Annotated in this window: 23 protein-coding genes; 11 read left to right on the top strand and 12 right to left on the bottom strand. The window is 58.7% G+C overall.

The genetic code is table 11. The features are described from left to right. Positions 1 to 32 precede the first annotated feature (32 nt). The 3 genes from HQ945_RS04790 (at position 33) to HQ945_RS04780 (ending at position 3,942) form a co-directional block, all read left to right on the top strand. Positions 33 to 2,150, top strand: coding sequence for a type I secretion system permease/ATPase (locus HQ945_RS04790; RefSeq protein ID WP_027230296.1), 2,118 nt, complete (start codon positions 33 to 35; stop codon positions 2,148 to 2,150). A 12-nt stretch (positions 2,151 to 2,162) separates the two neighbouring features. Then, positions 2,163 to 3,491: an HlyD family type I secretion periplasmic adaptor subunit gene (locus HQ945_RS04785; protein WP_113279810.1), complete on the top strand. Its 1,329-nt coding sequence runs from the start codon at positions 2,163 to 2,165 to the stop codon at positions 3,489 to 3,491. 94 nt (positions 3,492 to 3,585) lie between these two features. Further along, complete coding sequence (locus tag HQ945_RS04780) at positions 3,586 to 3,942, top strand: VanZ family protein (RefSeq protein ID WP_113279811.1); 357 nt, start codon at positions 3,586 to 3,588, stop codon at positions 3,940 to 3,942. A gap of 64 nt (positions 3,943 to 4,006) precedes the next feature. Here HQ945_RS04780 and HQ945_RS22785 read toward each other — a convergent pair whose 3' ends face one another. Then, positions 4,007 to 4,294, bottom strand: coding sequence for a DUF1127 domain-containing protein (locus HQ945_RS22785; protein ID WP_246272509.1), 288 nt, complete (start codon positions 4,292 to 4,294; stop codon positions 4,007 to 4,009). Positions 4,295 to 4,346: 52 nt separating this feature from the next. On the opposite strand from HQ945_RS22785, the gene HQ945_RS04770 reads away from it, so the two are divergent. From HQ945_RS04770 to HQ945_RS04745, 6 genes are all read left to right on the top strand, one after another. Further along, positions 4,347 to 5,654 carry an amidase gene (locus tag HQ945_RS04770; RefSeq protein WP_113279812.1) on the top strand — a complete coding sequence of 436 codons (1,308 nt, stop codon included), beginning with the start codon at positions 4,347 to 4,349 and terminating at the stop codon, positions 5,652 to 5,654. Positions 5,655 to 5,784: 130 nt separating this feature from the next. Then, positions 5,785 to 6,096, top strand: coding sequence for a Dabb family protein (locus tag HQ945_RS04765; protein ID WP_174207694.1), 312 nt, complete (start codon positions 5,785 to 5,787; stop codon positions 6,094 to 6,096). Between the two features lie 2 nt (positions 6,097 to 6,098). Then, positions 6,099 to 7,358: a glycerate kinase type-2 family protein gene (locus HQ945_RS04760; protein WP_113279814.1), complete on the top strand. Its 1,260-nt coding sequence runs from the start codon at positions 6,099 to 6,101 to the stop codon at positions 7,356 to 7,358. A gap of 90 nt (positions 7,359 to 7,448) precedes the next feature. Next, on the top strand, positions 7,449 to 7,667 hold the full coding sequence (locus HQ945_RS04755) for a hypothetical protein (RefSeq protein ID WP_113279815.1): 219 nt from the start codon (positions 7,449 to 7,451) through the stop codon (positions 7,665 to 7,667). 442 nt (positions 7,668 to 8,109) lie between these two features. Continuing rightward, positions 8,110 to 8,484 carry a hypothetical protein gene (locus tag HQ945_RS04750; protein ID WP_113279816.1) on the top strand — a complete coding sequence of 125 codons (375 nt, stop codon included), beginning with the start codon at positions 8,110 to 8,112 and terminating at the stop codon, positions 8,482 to 8,484. Positions 8,485 to 8,802: 318 nt separating this feature from the next. After that, the gene (locus HQ945_RS04745) at positions 8,803 to 8,997 is read left to right on the top strand and encodes a hypothetical protein (RefSeq protein WP_027230288.1); all 195 of its coding nucleotides are present in this window, start codon (positions 8,803 to 8,805) and stop codon (positions 8,995 to 8,997) included. Between the two features lie 118 nt (positions 8,998 to 9,115). On the opposite strand, the gene HQ945_RS04740 is transcribed toward HQ945_RS04745, so the two are convergent. After that, positions 9,116 to 10,306: an MFS transporter gene (locus tag HQ945_RS04740; protein WP_113279817.1), complete on the bottom strand. Its 1,191-nt coding sequence runs from the start codon at positions 10,304 to 10,306 to the stop codon at positions 9,116 to 9,118. Next, on the bottom strand, positions 10,299 to 11,084 hold the full coding sequence (locus tag HQ945_RS04735; RefSeq protein ID WP_162737108.1) for a DeoR/GlpR family DNA-binding transcription regulator: 786 nt from the start codon (positions 11,082 to 11,084) through the stop codon (positions 10,299 to 10,301). Before HQ945_RS04735 ends, HQ945_RS04740 begins: the two co-directional genes overlap by 8 nt. Before the next feature lie 424 nt (positions 11,085 to 11,508). On the opposite strand from HQ945_RS04735, the gene HQ945_RS04730 reads away from it, so the two are divergent. Then, positions 11,509 to 12,522 (top strand): LLM class flavin-dependent oxidoreductase, encoded by a 1,014-nt coding sequence (locus HQ945_RS04730; protein WP_113279849.1) that lies wholly within the window; start codon positions 11,509 to 11,511, stop codon positions 12,520 to 12,522. Here the strand turns inward: HQ945_RS04730 and ureG are convergent. The 5 genes from ureG to ureC are packed head-to-tail and all read right to left on the bottom strand — an operon-like array spanning position 12,505 to position 16,536. Next, positions 12,505 to 13,128 carry an urease accessory protein UreG gene (ureG, locus tag HQ945_RS04725; protein WP_091919715.1) on the bottom strand — a complete coding sequence of 208 codons (624 nt, stop codon included), beginning with the start codon at positions 13,126 to 13,128 and terminating at the stop codon, positions 12,505 to 12,507. The two genes, HQ945_RS04730 and ureG, sit on opposite strands and share 18 nt — an antisense overlap. Continuing rightward, positions 13,125 to 13,739, bottom strand: coding sequence for an urease accessory protein UreF (locus tag HQ945_RS04720; protein ID WP_113279819.1), 615 nt, complete (start codon positions 13,737 to 13,739; stop codon positions 13,125 to 13,127). The genes ureG and HQ945_RS04720 overlap by 4 nt, the downstream gene beginning before the upstream one ends. 54 nt (positions 13,740 to 13,793) lie before the next feature. After that, a complete protein-coding gene (gene ureE, locus HQ945_RS04715) occupies positions 13,794 to 14,297 on the bottom strand; it encodes an urease accessory protein UreE (RefSeq protein WP_174207693.1) in 504 nt (167 codons plus the stop codon). After that, positions 14,294 to 14,809 (bottom strand): DinB family protein, encoded by a 516-nt coding sequence (locus HQ945_RS04710; protein WP_081815758.1) that lies wholly within the window; start codon positions 14,807 to 14,809, stop codon positions 14,294 to 14,296. Before HQ945_RS04710 ends, ureE begins: the two co-directional genes overlap by 4 nt. Before the next feature lie 14 nt (positions 14,810 to 14,823). Continuing rightward, the gene (gene ureC / locus HQ945_RS04705) at positions 14,824 to 16,536 is read right to left on the bottom strand and encodes an urease subunit alpha (protein ID WP_113279851.1); all 1,713 of its coding nucleotides are present in this window, start codon (positions 16,534 to 16,536) and stop codon (positions 14,824 to 14,826) included. Positions 16,537 to 16,711: 175 nt separating this feature from the next. Between ureC and HQ945_RS04700 the strand changes: the two genes are divergently transcribed. Next, positions 16,712 to 17,095, top strand: a complete 384-nt coding sequence (locus HQ945_RS04700) for a hypothetical protein (RefSeq protein ID WP_027230283.1) — start codon at positions 16,712 to 16,714, stop codon at positions 17,093 to 17,095. Between the two features lie 89 nt (positions 17,096 to 17,184). Here HQ945_RS04700 and HQ945_RS04695 read toward each other — a convergent pair whose 3' ends face one another. From HQ945_RS04695 to proC, 4 genes are read right to left on the bottom strand one after another with little or no spacing between them, the layout of a single operon-like run. After that, complete coding sequence (locus HQ945_RS04695) at positions 17,185 to 17,490, bottom strand: urease subunit beta (RefSeq protein WP_091919710.1); 306 nt, start codon at positions 17,488 to 17,490, stop codon at positions 17,185 to 17,187. Between the two features lie 9 nt (positions 17,491 to 17,499). Next, a complete protein-coding gene (locus tag HQ945_RS04690) occupies positions 17,500 to 17,802 on the bottom strand; it encodes an urease subunit gamma (RefSeq protein ID WP_027230281.1) in 303 nt (100 codons plus the stop codon). Positions 17,803 to 17,835: 33 nt separating this feature from the next. Next, positions 17,836 to 18,666, bottom strand: coding sequence for an urease accessory protein UreD (locus HQ945_RS04685; RefSeq protein WP_113279821.1), 831 nt, complete (start codon positions 18,664 to 18,666; stop codon positions 17,836 to 17,838). A gap of 37 nt (positions 18,667 to 18,703) precedes the next feature. Further along, positions 18,704 to 19,519, bottom strand: coding sequence for a pyrroline-5-carboxylate reductase (gene proC, locus HQ945_RS04680; protein ID WP_113279822.1), 816 nt, complete (start codon positions 19,517 to 19,519; stop codon positions 18,704 to 18,706). Between the last annotated feature and the right edge of the window lie 7 nt (positions 19,520 to 19,526).

Here is a 19,526-nt window from a genome sequence, read left to right as displayed (position 1 = left end):
AAGAAGACGTGCGCCAGGGGGGCGCGAAATAGATGAAACATGAAGAGCAGGCAAATTTGCGGGTCGCCATGGAAAATGGGCGGCAGGCAGCGCGCGGAAATGAGCAAAACCGCTTCGACAATCTTCTCGCCGAGATGGAGGAAACGATTCTCAAGCTCTACCGCCGTGAGCCGGAAGAAAGCGCCACGGCTATGCCCGCTGCCGAAAAAACGTCGGTCGAGGAAATGCCGATCGCGGCACCGGTTGATCCTGAAACGCTCGACAACGCTGCCGCGATCCCCTTGAGCGAAACGCCCGATATGAAAACGGAGACCTCCGCCGCTGGCAATCCCCTGGCACGCGAAGTCGGGAAAGTTATCGAAGGCGATCGTGGGCCAGTCATGAAGCGCGAGGCCGATCGCGGCGCGGCCGCCAGCTTTCACAAGCGCGTTGCCACCGCCAGTTTCAGCGACAGTTTCAACAACGGTGTCACGGCGGTTCGCAAGAATCTCGTAATCGTCATGGGCTTCACCCTGTTCTTGAACATCCTCGTTCTCGCCATACCGATCTATCTCTTTCAGATCTCAGACCGCGTCCTGACGAGCCGCTCGACCGATACGCTAATAATGCTGACGCTGGTGATTGTCGGTGCCGTCGTTATCCAGGTGGTGCTCGATGCGATACGCCGCTTCATCCTGATGCGCACCGCGGTCGAGGTCGCAGTCCAGCTTGGCGCCCCAATCCTCAGCGCAGCCGCGCGCGCCTCGCTGAACGGCAATGGCAAGGATTATCAGGTGCTTGGCGACCTGCAGCAGCTGCGCTCCTTCTTGACGTCGGGGACCCTCCTCTCATTCTTCGATGCGCCGATCGCCCCGATTTTTCTCGTTGCGGTATTCTTCGTCCATCCGCACCTCGGTTACATCGTTGTCGTGTCGTCGCTGATCCTGATCTGCATCGCCTTCATCAACCAGCGCGCAACCGCCGCCTCGTTCGCCGAGGCGACCAACTTCCAGAGCCGCGCCATGCTGCATCTCGATTCCATGTCGCGCAATTCGCAGATCATCAATGCCCTTGCCATGATCCCCGAAGCTGTTCGCATCTGGGGCCGCGATATGGCCGGTTCGCTGCGTGCGCAGGTCAAGGCGCAGGATCGTAACATCGTTTTCGCGACCATCTCCAAATGCTCGCGCCTGTTGACGCAAGTGACCATGCTCGGCTGGGGTGCCCACCTTGCCATCGACGGTCAGATGACCGGCGGCATGGTGATCGCGGCTTCGATCATCGCCGGCCGTGCGCTCGCGCCGATCGAGGGCGCCATTGAAGGCTGGAACAGCTTCATCCAGTTCCGCTCCGCCTTTGGCCGCATCAAGAACCTCCTGCAGACCTCGCCGCTGAATTTCGAGCGGCTTCGCCTGCCGACCCCGGAGGGCAGGCTGGACGTCGATCGTATTCTCTACGTGCCGCCACCGAACAAGAAGGTCATTCTCAACGGCATTTCCTTTACGCTGATGCCGGGCGAATCCCTTGCGATTATCGGCAATTCCGGCGCGGGCAAGACGACACTCGGCAAGATGCTGGTCGGCTCGATCCTGCCAACTTCGGGCAGCGTCCGTCTCGATCTCATGGATCTACGCAATTGGGACCAACGGCAGTTCGGCGAAAACATCGGCTACCTGCCGCAGGATGTGCAGCTCTTCCCGGGGACGATCAAGGCCAACATCGCCCGCATGCGCGAGGACGTGACCGACGAGGCGATTTACGACGCGGCTATCCTTGCCGATGTGCACGAATTGATCGCGAGCTTCCCGCAAGGCTACGAAACCGTTGTGGCAGGTGACGGTGCGCCGCTCTCGGGCGGGCAGAAACAGCGCATCGCACTTGCGCGTGCCTTCTTCGGCAGCCCGACACTGGTCGTCCTCGATGAGCCTAATTCCAACCTCGACTCGCAGGGCGATGCGGCGCTGACCAAGGCGCTGTCGCACGCCAAGAAGCACAAGATCACGGTTGTCACGATCACGCAGCGCCCGGCGCTGCTCAGCTGCGTCGACAAGATCATGGTGCTCAGCAACGGTACGGTGACGATGTTTGGCTCGCGCGCGACCGTGCTTGAAGCGATAGCGCGCAAGAACAAGGAAGCCGGGATCATGCCGAGCATCGAAGCGGCGGAATAGGTGGGATAAAAGATGGCCACGCACGTCGTTAACGATCTTCAATGGTACGATGGGGTTCCGCGCTCCATCAAGCCCTACACCAGGTTCGGCATCATGCTGATCATCGTCTGTTTCGGTGGTTTCGGCACTTGGGCGGCTACGGCGCCGCTTGCCGCAGCGGTGATTGCACCAGGCACATTCGTCGCCACCGGCAAGAACAAGATCGTGCAGCATCTCGAAGGCGGCATTATCAAGGACCTGCTGGTCCGCGAAGGCGACCGCGTCAGGGAGGGCGACGACCTGCTGACGCTCGATGAAACCGCACCGCGCGCCAATGCGCAGCAACTTTACTTGCGTCAGGCCCGCCTTGAGGCAATTCTTGCCCGGCTGCACGCGATCGTACGCGGGGAAGACCGGTATCAGCCGCCGGCAATCATCCTCGATAATATCGCCAATCCCGAAATAAAGGCGGTCAATGACAGCCAGAGCGACAACTTCAATGCCGCTCACTCCAAATATGCCAATGAATACCAGATGATGCAGCGTAATATCTCGGCGCTCGAATTTCGCCGCATTGGCCGTAACGCGCAGATCATCTCCACCAAAAAACAGTTGGCCCTCTTGAAGGACGAGTACGTAGCAAAGGATTCTCTCTTCCGTCAGGGGCTTATGGCTCGCTCTGAGGTCAATGTGCTGGAGCGCGCCATTGCCGATGGCGAGGGCACCATCGCCCGGCTCGACGCCGAGATCGAGGAAGTCAACGCGCAGATCGAGAAGCTGCAGAAGGAAATGATCCAGACAAAGGATACTGAAAAGCAGGCAGCCCTTGACGAGATACAAAGCGCCGAAGCCGAACTCGACACTGTACGCGAGCAATCGCGCCAGGCAGAAAACATCCTCGAGCGCACCGTTGTAAAAGCGCCGGTGGCCGGCACGATCATACGGCTCTACTATCACACGCCGGGCGGCGTTATTGAGACCGGCAAGCCGATCATCGAGATCCTGCCAGCCGGCGTGCCGCTCATCATCGAGGCGCAAATTCCGCGCATGCAGATCGATGAGGTCAAGGAAGGGCAGGTTGCGCATGTACGTCTCAGCGCGCTCAATCAGCGTACCACGCCGATCATCAACGGGCGTGTCGACTATGTATCGGCCGACTCGATGACCGACACCAACCAGCACCAGGAAGTCTATCTCGCCCGTGTCAGCATTCCGGCGGACGAACTTGCGCGGGTGCACGGTTTCACGCCAACGCCCGGCATGCCGGCGGATATCCTGATCCAGACGCATGAGCGCACATTCTTTGAATATCTGGCCAAGCCCGTGATCGACAGCATGTCTCGCGCCTTCAGGGAGTATTGAGAAGCGGCCGCCAACAGATTGCCTCCGCGCAGGATTTGGCCCAAATATCAAGCGTGCTGACGTTTGAGTCCATTGCAACGCGGGGAGAGGCAAAATGAACTGGCGCAGGCTTCACAAAGCGCTCGCTGGTATCCCCGCGCGCTATCACCTGTTTGCCTGGATTGTGCTGGCGTTGGTGGTCATCGTAACAGTTGGCCCCATCGGCCTGCGCCCGATCACGCCGTTCGGGCCGGATGTTGAGCGGCTCACCGCCTTTGTCGTGGTTGGAGGGCTGTTCAGCCTGACCTATCCCACGCGACGGGTCGCAAACACAGTCTTAATCGTACTCGCATGCGGATTGCTCGAATACGCACAGCACTTCATCCCGGGTCGGCATCCGGACTTCGGGAATTTCCTGGTCAAGAGCGCCGGTGCGGTGGCAGGCATGCTGGCCGGAACGCTCATTCGCTAGCCAAAAATGCACATGGCGCTCGCGAATACATGGTCACGAACGCCATAAATCAATTGTGCGGCAATTAAAGTGCGGCCTGCCAGGCAACGCGGCGGATGTCAGCGCGGGCAATACCAAGATCGGCAAGATTGCGATCGGTGCAGCGGCTGAGTTCATGAAGATTCTGGCGGTACTGGCGATACTGAAGAATACGGTTGCGAAGGCTCATTTTTTTATACCCCTTTTTAATTTCGTTGGCCTCCCTGAAACGAAATATGCGTCGCTTCGGCAGGCAAGAAAATTGCCAATGTTGCAGGGCAGCATTGATGATGCTGCATAGCAGCAACCGAATGTTGGCGAGGTCCTCTTCCAAAGTTGGATCGCCAGCCGCTATATCTCGGTGCAAACAACTGCAGCGGGTAGAGATGCAAACCGTACCATCAGCACGCGAACGGCTCGAACTGGCGCTCGCCAAACTCGATGCCCGCCGAGACGACGAGCGTGTCTTTGTCAAGGTCTATGCTGACGCGGCGCGCAACGCCGCCGAGGCTGCGGACAGACGTGCCGCAGAAGGCGGCTCCCTCGGTCCGCTTGACGGGCGCATCGTCTCGATCAAGGACCTTCTCGATGTCGCCGGCGAACCGACACTGTCGGGATCCGTCATCCGACGAACCGCTGCAGCCGCCGTAGCCGACGCCGTGGTGGTGGAAAGATTACGCAAAGCCGGCGCCGTGATCATCGGCAAGACGCTCATGACTGAGTTTGCCTTTACAGCGGTCGGTCTTAATCCGCACTATCCTGTCGCAGGAAATGCAGGTGATCCTGACCGGGTCGCGGGCGGTTCTTCGATAGGCGCCGGCATTTCAGTTGCCGAAGGCACGAGCGAAATAGCCATCGGTTCCGACACTGGCGGTTCTATCCGCATTCCCGCGGCGTTGAATGGCGTCGTCGGCTTCAAGCCAACGGCAAGGCGCATCCCGCTTCAGGGCGCCTTTCCGCTCTCTCCCAGCCTTGATTCTCTCGGGCCACTGGCGCGCTCCGTCGCGGACTGCGCGCTGGCGGATGCCATCATGGCCGATGTGTTACCGGCCGTGCCCATGCCCATCGCGCTCAAGGGCCTGCGAATCGGTGTGCCGCGCAGCCAACTCTTCGACCTGACCGAACCATCGATCGCTACGGCATTCGAGACTAGCCTAAGCACCTTCGAGGGCGCCGGTGCCATCCTTGCAGATTGCTCGATTGACGATCTTATCGATGCAATGGCTGTCGCAACCTCCGTCGGCTCGATCGCCGGCATTGAGGGAAGCAGGGTCCACGCCGACTGGCTGCATGATAAGGGCCTGGATGTCGATCAACGTGTTCGTCGTCCTCTGCTTCGCCGCCTTGCTGTCCCCGAGAGTGAATACATCGCGTTGATGCAGCGCCGGCGTGCGCTTGTAGAGGCGATGGATCGGCGGATCAGCGCCTTCGATCTTATTGCTGTGCCGACCTGTCCAATCGTTGCACCACTGATCAAGGAAGTCGCCGCCCACGAGCAGCGATACCGGGAGATCGAAGGATTGCTTCTGCGCAACACGCAGGTAGCCAACCAGTTCGATCTGACGGCGATCAGCCTGCCTATGCCCGGCATGGCCTTGCCGGGCGGCTTGATGCTGATTGGGCGACACGGCGCGGACCGTCGACTGCTTGCTATGGCTCTCTCCGTTGAACAGCTTCTTGCGAAAGCGATGTAGTCCTTGCTTCGCCTGATGTTATTTTGGCTTAAGGCGGAAATAGCGCTCGCAATTTCCGGCAATCTGTTCAGGATGCGCAGCCGGACATTACGACGTCCAGCCCGTGCATTATTCTAGAGGGGTTCCGGTCTTGATCCGCCATTGTGTATTTCTCCGCTTTCGCGACGAAGTCACCGCGCAGGAGCGCCAATCGATCTATCGCGATCTGCAAATACTTTGCGACAATCTTCCCGGTGCGCTGGCAATCTCATATGGCGGCAATGTCAGCCCGGAGGCAGGCATGGACAAGGGCTATTCCGAGGGGTTTATTCTCGATTTTGCCGACGCTACGGCGCGCGACGCCTATCTCGTCCATCCCGAACACCAGGCCATAGCAGGGCGCATCGTTGCCGCCACGGCAGACAGTGTTGCGGGCGTTTTGGTTTTTGATCTGGAAGTGTGAAAATGGGTGAGGACAAGGAATTCTTCGTAAAGCTGTTTCAGGCCGCAGTTGATGCCGCTGATCCTGAGCGGACGATTGCTGCACACTTGCCGCCGAAGCCGAAGGGCAGGACCATTGTCATCGGCGCTGGCAAGGGCTCGGCGCAAATGGCCAGCGCCTTCGAGAAGGTCTGGGACGGTCCGCTCGAAGGTGTCGTGGTCACCCGCTACGGCTTTGGCGCGCCCTGCAAACAAATCGAAATCATTGAAGCATCGCATCCGGTTCCCGATGCTGCTGGGCTGGTCGCGTCCAAGCGCCTGCTTGAAACAGTGTCGGACCTGTCGGCTGACGATCTGGTGGTGGCTCTTATTTCAGGCGGCGGGTCCGCACTTCTCCCTTCGCCTCCGGAAGGCATGACGCTGGACGACGAGATTGCCGTCAACAAGATGCTGCTTGCCTCGGGCGCGCCCATTTCGGCGATGAATGCGGTGCGCAAGCATCTTTCGACGATCAAGGGCGGGCGGCTCGCGGCAGCGGCACATCCGGCCCGCGTCTACTCACTGATCGTATCGGACATTCCCGGCGACAACCCGGCATTCGTGGCCTCCGGCCCGACCGTTACCGACGAGACCACGCGCGAAAACGCGCTACGCATTGTCGAACGCTACAATCTTGATTTGCCCAAGGCCGCGCTCGCTCATCTCAACTCGGCCAAAGCCGATGCGCCCAAGCCCTCGGACAGCGTCTTTACGGGGCATGAACACCATGTGATTGCATCTGCTGCGGTCTCGCTCGAAGCGGCTGCCAGGGTGGCGCGCGCCATGGATATACAGGCTGTGATCCTTTCGGATGCGATCGAAGGCGAAGCGCGCGAGGTTGCCCACGTCCACGCAGCGATGGCCAAGCAGGTTCTTATGAAGGACCAGCCGTTCAAGAAGCCGGTCGTCATTCTTTCCGGCGGCGAGACGACCGTAACCGTTCGCGGCAAAGGCAAGGGCGGGCGCAACAGCGAATTCCTGCTGTCGCTCGCCATTGATATCGACGGTGTGGATGGTATCAGCGCCTTTGCGGCCGATACGGACGGTATCGACGGTTCCGAGGACAATGCCGGAGCCTTTGCCGACAGCACGACAGTGGCGCGGCTCCTTGCCAAGGGGAATGACGCGTCGGCACACCTCAACAGCAATGATGCCTGGACTGCATTCGCAGCGATCGACGATCTTTTTGTGCCGGGCCCGACCGGGACGAATGTCAACGACTTGCGCGCCATTCTCATTCGCTGATGCCTTGACGCGGTATCGCCACGATTGAATGGTCAACGGGGTAGCGATTCTCAAGCGCCCCTTTGGCGCCATCACGCAAAGGAATATCGAATGCGAGCAGCACTGTCCGTCATCGCCCTTGGCCTCCTCGTCGTTGCGGGCTGCACCACTGGAATGAAGGCCGGCAGCACGGCCGCATCAGGGCCGTCGCCGGCCAAGGATACCTACTACGTGCCGCCGCCGAAATCATTGACCACACGCGCATCGCCGTCGAAGGAACCGAGCGTAGCCGATGCGGCAAAGCCGGCGAAGCTCGCCGCGCCTCAATAGTTTTATCGAATTCGACCGTGCTTAGTGCAGCCGCCTGGCGATTTCGCGAGGCGGCTTTCTTCATACCGGATGCTGGACGGTTAGAGCCCTGAAACGACAAAACCCACCGCGGGAGGAGGTGCGGTGGGTTTCGTTGGGTATGGAAAGCCTTCTGGGAGGAGAGAGGCCATCCGTTTCGACAGAGCCGGGAGGAGGTGACGCTGCCGAAAATTCCTGATTTGAGAATAACTCAACTGATCTGATTTAATATGCACAATATTGCATAGCAGCATTGCATTTGGTGCATTGCAGCAATTTGCGTCGCCAGTCCGTCACGCCTCTATCACGGAGCGTTGACTATACAATTGGAACGGAACCAGTCCCCAATCCGTTAACAACCTATGAATGAGGCGAATAGCAATTCTGCGAGCGCCGGTTGAACTTGGTTGGAAGGGGCAGGGCAATGCAATTCTCTAAATCATGTATCCCCGTACTCGCAGCAGGGCTGATAATATCAGTTGCCGCGGGCTATGCACCTGTCCAGGCTTTCAGCATCAAGAGCGAAGTGCAGTCTTCAGTACCAAAAGGCGGCGAGGGCGACGAAGTCAACAACCCGCAGCTTGAACGTGCAGCCTATCTTGAGGCGCGCTCCTATATTTGCGGCACCAGCGAGGCCAGCGAAACTGCGATGCGCAAGGGCATGAAAGAGACCGGCCTTCCGGAGGATATCGCGGTCGAGATCGTCTCGGACTTGGCATCGGGAATTATCGATCAGGCCGTAAAGACGAAATCACAGAAAATCTGCGGCAAGGCCGAAGTTCAACTCTCACATTTTTGATAAGTCTTTAATTGCGGCTTGACGCAATAGGACAGGCTTTTCAGTGGCTTGTGCAACGTCATGTAAAATTTTAATGAAAGTTTATATTACTATTACAAGTTGTCACAATGATTTGAGGATATATGGGGTCTTTTCAATACGAGCAAGTTGCGATTATTGTTTGTGCGAAGTCTTGTCGGAATCAACAAGCACATTAACTATGACGGGGAAATTCCGCGGAAGTATCGTGGAACGCCTTGCACCCGGCGTTGCTCATGGCTAGTGCCGGCGGACTGATGTGATGGGGCGAGCCGGGATTTATTGGATGGATGGAACGGAATGACGAAGAGAGCCAATAAACTTGAAGAATTAAAAGACGAACTCTCGAGACTCTGCGCCATGGCAGATGATGAAGGTTTTGAGATGATCGCTTATTTCATCGAGACCGCTATTCGTGAGGCCGATGAGCAGTTGTCGCAGGAGACGCGTGCCCTCAAAGGGCCGGAACTGCGTCTTCACTCCCGTTCGCTCTGAGACCAGCCGTTGGGCGGCCGCGTTAGCCTCGCGGCAGGCTCGTCGATTGTTTTAACAACAATGCCGTGGATTTAGCGACTACAACCACGAAATAGTTTCATCGCATCCATGAACCTCGCTATGCGTTAAGCTTGAAGGGCTTGATCGCAGCTTGGACGGCAAGCAGCCTCGGACCAAAGGTGCCTATAAGGACGGCCGAGAGAAATAGTGAGACAAGCGCAAGCCGCATCCCGATATGATCAGACGCGAAGCCTATCAGCGGAGGGCCGATCAGAAACCCGGCGTAGCCGATCGAAGCCGTCATCGCAATGGCTGTTGCTGGAGGTAGGCCCACAGTTCGAGAAGCGGCGCTAAAGAGCAGAGGCACAAGATTTGATGCCCCCAGTCCTACCAATGCGAAGCCGAACACAGAAAGTTCAAATGTAGGGCTGCCCAGTGAGATGGCAAACCCGCAAGCGGCTGAGGTCGCACCCATCAGCAATGAGGCCCGTTCGCCGAAGACGCCGACAAACCAATCACCGAGGACGCGGCCCGCAACCATCATCAGAGAAAAGGCAGCGTATCCCATAGCGGCTTGTGCAGTGGACACTTTGACAACGGTCGTCATGTAGACGCCGGACCAATCGGCCATGCCGCCTTCCATCAGAAGGCCAAGAAAACAAAGCAATCCAATTCCAAACAACGCAGGGGAAGGGATAGCGAACGCACGCGTGTCTCTCTCACGTCCCTCTTCAATCTTAACTTGCAGTCCAAATGCTATGCAGGCTCCTATCGCTACCACGGAAAAAATGGCCAGGAGCGCAAGGCCCATCAAGACGCTCAATCCATTCACGAACATCAGGCCGATCGAAATCGAACCGACTAGACCGCCGACGCTAAAGGCCGCATGAAAAGACGACATTATCGATGATCCCCAGGCGGTCTGTAGCGCAGCGGCAAACGTGTTCATTGCCACATCGAGGAAGCCCTTTCCCATGCCAAAGATCAGTGCAGCGAAAATCAAAACAGGAAGCGTGGGTGCAAACCCCGGAAGGACCATTGTGATCGGAAAAATCAAGCCTAAGAGCATCGTTGCGTATTGACTGCCCACACGCGAGACCAACCAAGCCGCCGCAGGCATGCCAACGAGCCCACCGCCCGAGAACGCAAGGAGGCAAAGAGACAGGGCAGAATCCGTTAGGGAAAGCGAGTGGCGCAAAGCTGGCACGCACGCGGCCCACGCGCCGATGCCAATGCCGTTTACCAGAAAAACAATAGTTGTGGAAATCCTTGCGGCAATCAGTCGGTGTTTCGCCCCGCTTTCACTCATCTTTCAGTCCATCCACCACCTGAATTGCCAATCCAATCTTCGCATATGCAGTGAGAGTGTCTTCCTCGATACCGGCCTCGACCACCAGATCTGTAATCTTGTCGGCGGCTGAGACAACATATGGAGCGCACGTGGCGATCTTTTCCCTTGTCGCTACAGCTACGACGCGAGCACTCGACGCTATAATGTTAGCCTTCATAAACGCGTCCTCAGGATCAAACGCCGTTAGTCCCAGTTCAGAATCCAGCGCACAGATGCCCGGGAAGCAGATGCTCGGCCTTATCGATCGAACTTCGCTAACAGCACGTGCTCCCAGCGAGCCACCTGTGGTGCGATCGAGGTGTCCGCCGATAATATCGACTTCAATACCGGACCTGCCCAAGATGGCGTTTGCCACGGCCGGCGCGTTTGTGATCACGCGCAAATTCAAGTTGTCAGGCAGCAGCCTTGCGATTTCAGTGTTCGTTGAACCTGCGTCAATGAACACGACATCTCCTGTCCTCAACAGTTGTACCGCCCGTAGCGCAAGCCGCCTTTTTCGATCCCTATTCTCGTCCTCTCGCACATGCAGAGGGGTGGAGATCTTATGGATCGTCAACGCGCCCCCATAGACCCTTTGACAAAGCCCCTCCTTGGCCAAATGCCGCAAATCTCGTCTAACCGTGTCCTCTGTCGCACCGACTTCCGCCGCAATCTCTGCCGCTATGACTCTTCCCGTATTTTGCAGGCGATCGAGGATGAATTTCTGCCGTTCTTTTGGTAGCGCCGGGACGTCCATTAGAAAGCTCTCCATTAAACGTATATAAACATATATAATCACGTTAAAATACGCAATACAGATCAATGGATACTGCGCAGAACAACGGCGGCAATTTGATGTGATAAGTCAGACATTTAGAGGTAAACTCATGTGCGTGCGCATGCACGCCAATTGGAAAAGATTGGACGCCAGTATGCGCGTTCTTCCACAATTTATCGAAAACATCAACGGCCAGGCTCGAAATGGCTTTCGAGCCAGATTGCCCCCCGCTCGCGTTAGCGGCACCGAAGGGCAATTTTTTTGGAGTCCTGAGATGCGGGAGCCGACGATCTACAGATAAATGAAACCGTCCGATCCTTTCGGGGAAGATGCTTCAATATTTGTGAATCATGAAACGGCGGGGGCGCATTGCGCCGCGCAGGGGCGCGCCTATATGAAGCCGATGACCCCAATATCCGTCCTCGACCTCTCACCGATCGCCGAAGGCAGCAATGCCGGGCAATCGCTTCGCAATTCACTCGATCTCGCCCAGAATGCCGAACGGCTCGGCTATAACCGCTTGTGGCTTGCCGAGCATCACAGCATGCGCGGTATTGCCAGCGCGGCGACTGCGGTCGTCATCGCTCATATTGCCGCTGGAACTTCGACCATCCGCGTGGGCGCTGGCGGCATCATGTTGCCAAATCATGCGCCGCTGATGGTAGCAGAGGCCTTCGGCACGCTCGCTTCGCTGCATCCGGGCCGCATTGATCTCGGCGTCGGCCGCGCGCCCGGGACCGATCAGATCACGGCGCAGGCGCTGCGCCGCAATCTCAATCAGGACGTCAACGGTTTTCCGCAGGATGTGGTCGAGTTGATGGGCTATCTGCTGGACCCGGAACCCGGCCAGCGGGTCATCGCGGTACCGGGTGCTGGCACGAACGTGCCGGTCTGGATATTGGGCTCTAGCCTCTTTGGCGCGCAGCTTGCTGCGGCGCTCGGGCTTCCATACGCCTTCGCGTCGCATTTTGCGCCAGCGGAAATGGAGCGGGCCATCGAAATCTACCGTGCCCGCTTCGAGCCTTCAGGACATATCGATCAGCCCTACGTAATGCTTGGCCTCAATGTCTTTGCGGCCGAAACAGATGCGGAGGCAAAACTCCTGCAGAGCTCGCAGCAACAGGCCTTCGTAAACTTGCGCACCGGCAGGCCCGGCCCGCTGCCGCCGCCGGTCGAAAACTACGAGGAAACACTCGACCTGCACTCCAAGGCAATTCTTCGGCAGGCATTGTCGTGCAGCGTCGTTGGCTCGCGCGCGACGGTCAAGGCCGGTGTAGGGGAGTTCATGCAACGCACCGGCGCCGATGAAGTCATGGTCACGGGACAGATTTTCGATCACAAGGCGCGGATCAGGTCCTATGAGATCCTGGCCGAAGCGATGATCAAGCCCAGCGATGCGCTAAGCCGCTTGGCGTAGGCCGCCGGCTGCTTCGATGAAGGCAATGACGGCATCGAGCCCGTCGCGGCGCAGCATATCCGTAAAGACATAGGGCTTGCCGCCGCGCTGTCTCTTCGTGTCTGCATCCATCACCTCGAGATCAGCGCCGACATAGGGCGCAAGGTCCTTCTTGTTGATGATCAGGAGATCGGATCGGGTGATGCCCGGACCGCCCTTGCGCGGGATCTTCTCGCCCTGGCACACCGAGATCACGTAGAGGGTGAGGTCAGCAAGATCGGGCGAGAACGTCGCCGCCAGATTGTCGCCGCCCGATTCGATGAAGATGATGTCGAGATCGGGATGCCGCTTGTTCATCTCGGCAATGGCCTGCAGATTGATTGTCGCATCCTCGCGGATAGCCGTATGGGGACAACCCCCGGTCTCCACACCCATGATCCGGTCCTCCGGCAGCGCCTGCAAGCGGTTGAGAATGAGCGCATCTTCCTTTGTATAGATATCGTTGGTGACGACCGCGACGGAATATCTGCCGCGCATCGCCTTGCACAGCATTTCCGTGACGGTGGTTTTGCCCGAGCCGACGGGGCCGCCAATGCCGACCCGCAATGGTCCATTCTGGGAAATCATGAGCGAAAGACCCTCGAATATTGTGTTTCATGTTGCATGGCGGCGATTTCCGACATGATCGCGGCCGAGCCGAGATCATCGAGGCTGGACCGTGCTGCGGCACTTGCCACGCCAAGGATCGCCGGCTCAAGCGAAGCCATAAGGGCAACGCCCTGGCTTTGCCCGAGCGGCACCAGCCTGACCGCGCCCTGGATGAGGTTGGACAGGACAGCATGGAGATAGGCCGCAAGCGCCGGTTCGAGTTCTACACCGTTTGAGGCTGCGACTTTCGCGACAGCTACAGGATAGGGTAGATCGTCTGCGGATTGCTCGGCCATCCAATGGCTTGCCGCCTGGATGAAAGCGCTACCTTGCAGCATCGTTTCCATGTATCGCTCGGCCGAGCCCGCCATCGCCGCGCCAAGCGCGGCGATATCCTCACCGGCATCAGGCTCGCTCCACGCCGCAGCAAAAAGGACGGCATCGTTCCATACAGAGCCCTGGTGGAAGAGGTCGCGCAGCCAGTCTTCGAGCGTCGCCCTGTCGCGAATAATGCCGTCGTGGATCACCCGCTCGATGCCATGGCTGTACGAAAACGCCCCGACGGGGAACGCCGGCGACAACCAGGTCATGAGGCGGATGAGGTGAGGGGTGTTCACGACATAGGCCTCACGTAAGCGACGGCCTCAATCATGCTCATGCTCATGCTCATGCTCATGCTCATGCTCATGGCCGTGCCCGTGATGATGGTGCCCGTGCCCGCCATGATATGCCCCGCGCAGCGGGTGAAAGGGGGCGACTATCTCATTGACCCTTGCCCCCAGCCCCTCGAGCATGGCCTTGATGACATGGTCGCGCAGGATCACGATCCGCTGTTCTTCCAGCTGCGCCGGCAGGTGACGGTTGCCAAGGTGCCAGGCAAGCTCCGCCAGATGCTGGCGATCGCGCGGCACGACCTCGTAAAGCTGCTCGTCGGCGGCAATGATTTCGGCCATGCGCCCGTCTTCGAGCACAAGGACGTCGCCATGGGCAAAGGCGATCGCCTCGGGCAGGTCAACGAGAATTTGTTCGCCGTTCCGTAAGGTCAGAACCTTACGCCGCAAATGCCGCTCATCATGGGCAAGGACGACGCTGTCGAACGGTGCGCCATGATAGTGCCCGGCGTGGTCGTGATCGGTTACCCGTTTCATTGCAAATGGTCTTCCTCATTGAAATCGTCGTTCATGCACAAGAAGAAGTCGAGCGGCGGCGCATTGCCGGTCAACTGGCTGAGCAGGGTATGTACTTGCCCGCGATGGTGTGTCTGGTGGTTGAAGTTCTGCGTCAGGCAGCGATCGAGCGTCGATGCATAGGGCGCGCCTTCCATCGTCGTCCAGCGGAACACGCCGGTGACGCGATCCTCGCCGAGGTCGCCGATGACATCGATGATGTGATTGTCAAATGCGTCGCGGGTCGCCCGTAGATCCGCGAGGTTGTCATGAAGGATGACGTCGAGGCTCGGCGGAATGTAGGGATTGCCCGTAATCCGCCCGAACCACAATTTGTCGATGGCCAGAATATGATTCAGCGTGCCATGCACGGACCGGAAGAACGCCCGCCGGTCGGCATAATAGTCTTCACTGTCAAGCGTCGCGGCAGCGTCATATATGCGGGTATTGGCCCATTTATTATAGTAGGCCAGCCGCTTGAAGTGCTCTTTCATCAATTTACCATCCATCAGAACAAGAAATAGCGCTGCGCCATCGGCAGTATAGTGGCCGGCTCGCAGGTCAGCAATTCGCCGTCGGCCCGCACCTCGTAGGTCTCGGGGTCGACCTCGACATGAGGCGTCGCGTCATTATGGATCATCGAAGCTTTTGAAATGCCGCCGCGCGTGTTCTCGACGCCGATGAACTGCTTGTCGACGCCAAGCGACTGCCGCAGGCCGGCCTCCTCAGCTGCCTTGCTCACGAATGTCACCGACGAATTGCTGACATTGCGGCCATAGGCGCCGAACATGTAGCGGTAGTGCACAGGCTGCGGTGTTGGGATCGAGGCATTGGGATCGCCCATGGGCGCGGCGGCAATCGAGCCGCCAAGCAGCACAAGATCGGGTTTCACGCCGAAGAAGGCCGGGTTCCACAGCACAAGATCGGCCCGCTTGCCGGTTTCGATCGAACCGACATGCCGCGAGATCCCTTGCGCGATGGCAGGATTGATCGTGTATTTCGCTATATACCGCTTTACCCTGAAATTGTCGTTGTCGCCGGTCTCCTGCGGCAGGCTTCCGCGCTGCCGCTTCATCTTGTCGGCCGTCTGCCAGGTGCGGATCAGCACTTCGCCGACACGGCCCATCGCCTGGCTGTCGGACGAGATGATCGAGAAAGCCCCGATATCGTGGAGTATGTCTTCAGCCGCGATGGTCTCCTTGCGGATGCGGCTCTCGGCAAAGGCAACGTCCTCCGGGATCGACGAAGAGAGATGATGACAGACCATCAGCATGTCGAGATGCTCGGCGATCGTGTTTTTCGTATAAGGCCGGGTCGGATTGGTCGATGAAGGAATGACGTTCGCCAGTCCGCAGATCCTGATGATGTCGGGCGCGTGGCCGCCCCCGGCGCCTTCCGTGTGAAATGCATGGATGGTGCGCCCCTTGAAGGCGTTGACCGTATCCTCGACGAAGCCGCTTTCATTGAGTGTATCGGTGTGGATCATCACCTGTACGTCGTATTCATCGGCAACGGTCAGGCAATTATCGATGGCTGCAGGGGTCGTTCCCCAATCCTCGTGCAGTTTCAGCGAGCAGGCTCCGCCGAGGATCATTTCAACGAGTGCCTTTGGCTGCGAGGCGTTGCCCTTGCCGGAAAGGCCGATATTCATCGGAATATTGTCGAAGGACTGGATCATTCGTGCCAAATGCCATGGCCCGGGGGTACAGGTGGTGGCCAAGGTTCCATGGGCCGGGCCGGTTCCGCCTCCGAACATCGTGGTCACGCCCGACATCAGCGCTTCCTCGATCTGCTGCGGACAGATAAAATGGATATGTGCGTCCATGCCGCCAGCGGTCAGGATCTTGCCTTCGCCTGCGATGATTTCCGTGCCCGGCCCGATGATGATCGAAACGCCGGCCTGCGTGTCGGGATTGCCGGCCTTGCCGATGGAGGCAATCAAACCGTCTTTAAGGCCGACATCGGCCTTGTAGATGCCGGTATGATCGACGATCAAGGCATTGGTAATGACGGTATCGACAGCACCATCCGCCCGTGCGATCTGGCTCTGTCCCATGCCGTCGCGAATGACCTTGCCGCCGCCGAATTTCACTTCTTCGCCATAGACAGTGAAGTCGTTCTCGACTTCGATGAAGAGTTCGGTATCGGCAAGGCGCACACGGTCGCCCGTCGTCGGGCCGAACATGCGGGCATAGGCGGAACGGCTGATTTTAGCGGGCATGAACATTCCCTCTTGGATGAGTAGGCTGCGGTATTGCCGGTTCAGCGCGACACATTCTCGCCGTGTTATTGCCCCGACAAGACCCGATTGCTGACCGCTTCAGATCGAATTCCGCATGTGAACTGCGCCCGTCATCAGTAGATGATCGTTCGCCAATCGCATGAAAGGAAAAACGATGCGAAAGATGATAGTCCTGACGCTGTGTGCGGCATTCCCGCTGGCGACATCCGTTGCCTACGCGCAGTCCGCCGCTCCGCAGGCCCCGTCGGCTGAACAGCCGGCCGGCAAGACCGAGGCGCCAGCAAAAGCCGGCGCGACGCCGATCACCACCATCAACATTGTCGATATCAACGAACTGCCCGAAGGGACGAAGAGCCAGGTCAACGAGGCTATCGCCAAGCGCAGCGATACGGACGTACAGAAGCTCCGGACCTCGATCGACAAGTCGCCCCAGGTTTCGGCCGCCCTCAAGGAAAAGGGCCTGACGTCCGCTGCCGTTGTCATTGCAAGTCTTGATTCCAAGGGTCTGCTGACGCTGGTCACCAAGAAGCCGAGCTGACCGCCCGCTTCTGCCCGGCAATTTGGTAAGCGCGTTGCGATCGGATATCTTCCGGTCGCTTTTCGGCATGAAAGATTCAAGCGGTATTCTCAAAGCTTGCCCATGATCTTTTGCTGGAATCCGTAGACGGTCCGGTTCCCGCCGAGCGGCACCAGCGTGACGTCGCGCTCCTGTCCGGGCTCGAAGCGGACTGCGGTGCCGGCGGCAATATCGAGGCGCATGCCGCGGGCTTTTCCGCGCTCGAAGTCGAGGGCGGAATTGGTCTCGAAGAAATGGTAATGCGAACCGACCTGAACCGGCCGGTCGCCCCGGTTGGCGACCTTCAAGGTCACCGTGCTCGCGCCGGCGTTGAGTTCGATGTCGCCCTTGGCGGGGATGATTTCTCCTGGGATCATCGTCTGCTCCTAGCGGATCGGTTCATGTACGGTGACAAGCTTCGTACCGTCCGGGAACGTTGCCTCGACCTGGATGTCGTGGATCATCTCGGCAATGCCCTCCATGACCTGCTCGCGCGTAACGACATGGGCACCCGCTTCCATGAGATCGGCGACGGAGCGTCCGTCGCGGGCGCCCTCGACAACGAAATCACTGATCAGGGCAATGGCTTCGGGGTGATTGAGCTTGACGCCGCGCTCCAGCCGCCGGCGCGCGACCATTGCCGCCATGGAAATGAGAAGCTTGTCTTTTTCCCGTGGAGTGAGGTTCATCGTTTCCCCTAGAAATTGTACTTACATTCGCGACTAGATTGCCCAGACTTTAGGCACGCCAGCCTCTTCGTTCAGCAGTTCGATCAAAGGAACCAGCCGCTTTCGCAGGTTATAGGCATCGCCGTCGATCAGTCTCGCAAGAAGCTTGCCAGACCAGAAGGAGGCGCCGCCTCTCGCGCCAATTATTTTCCGCGCTGCATCGAGATGGCGCTCCGCATCGGCGCCGAGCAGCAATACCGTTGCCATGGCCCGCGCACCGCCGAGCAGGGCTGGTTGGCGGAGCATCGAACCGGCATCGGGACCAAGACGAAAATCCTCGGCATGGACGAGCCTGTCGTCGCGCCAGATGCGCCAGCGGTCATGGATCGTTGCAGTCTCGATGTTTTCGCCCATTGCCTTGCGCCCGAAAACGATCGGCTCGATGATCAGTGCGCGGCTTGTCGCGGCAAGACTGATATTCAGGCTGCGGCGCAAGGCCGATTTCTCGAAGACAATGGTTTCCTGTGGCAGCCACGCCAGCGAAGCCTCTTCGCCGATGTGAAGCTTCGTTTCGGCTTCGGCGGTATCGGCGGACGCGCGATAAATGCGCTCGCAAGCCTGCGTCGTGATCTGCGCCCTGCAGTTCTCCCTGACATCGAACTCCCAGCGCATCCTGTCGCCGCCGGTCAGGCCGCCGGACGTGTTGATCATCACCGCCTCAAGACCGTGGTCGTCGCGCTCGGGCAGGCGAATCTTGGCGCAACCCTCCTGATAGAGCGAGGCGATGCGGGTTCGGCCGTTCACATGTTTGACGGAAAGCCGCGCGGCGCCGTAAGCGCGTTGCGCCGTCGCCGCGACAATATCAGGGGACGAATGAACGTTCATGCACGCAGGCTAGAGCAAGCCTTGCAGGGGTGAAAGCTCAAACTTTGCCAAGTTCGATGGCGCGCTGGTGCGCCGCATCGACAGCTTCGGTGACAAGCTTTTGCATTCGGTTCTCCCCCATCAACACGTTGAGCGCTGCAGCGGTTGTGCCGTTGGGGCTTGTGACCTGTTCGCGTAGCGTCGTTGGCGTGTCCTTGCTCGAAGCAGCAAGCGCACCCGCGCCATAGACGGTCTGCATCGCCAATAGTTCCGCGGTGCTGCGTTCGATCCCTGCGGCGACTGCTGCCTCGGTCAGGCATTCGATGAAATGAAACACGTAGGCCGGGCCCGAGCCTGAAACTGCGGTCACCGCGTCGATCAGGCTCTCGTCGGCGACCGAAGCGACAGCGCCGCTCGTCTTGAGCAGTGTATTGACGAAACGCGCATCCTCGTCCTCCACATTGCTGTTGCGGTAGGTGACGATCATGCCTTTCCCGATCGCCGCTGGCGTGTTCGGAATCGTGCGAATAATGGCGGCGTCCTTGCCGAGGTTTTTTTCAAAGAATGCGACGGTGATGCCGGCAGCGACGCTGACGAATGTCGCCGTCCTCGCGAAACGCTGATAGGCTGGAAGCACGTCGCCCATGACCTGCGGTTTGACCGCGACGAGGATGACGCGCGGTGCAAGGTCGGCGGGCAGGCGGCTGGCATTGGCAACGGCTTCCACCCCCAATCCTGCCGCCCGTTCCCGTAACGCGTCGGTCGGTTCCACGACATGCACCTGGCCCGGCTTCAGCACGCCGGCATCGAGCCAGCCCTTGAGCATGGCAAAACCCATATTGCCGCACCCGACCAAAACCACATTCTCAGCCATTATCTTT

Source organism: Phyllobacterium pellucidum, assembly GCF_013327855.1.
Classification (GTDB): domain Bacteria; phylum Pseudomonadota; class Alphaproteobacteria; order Rhizobiales; family Rhizobiaceae; genus Phyllobacterium; species Phyllobacterium pellucidum.
The sequence above is the reverse complement of the archived record's forward strand: the minus strand, read 5'-3'. Positions and strand labels throughout refer to the sequence as shown.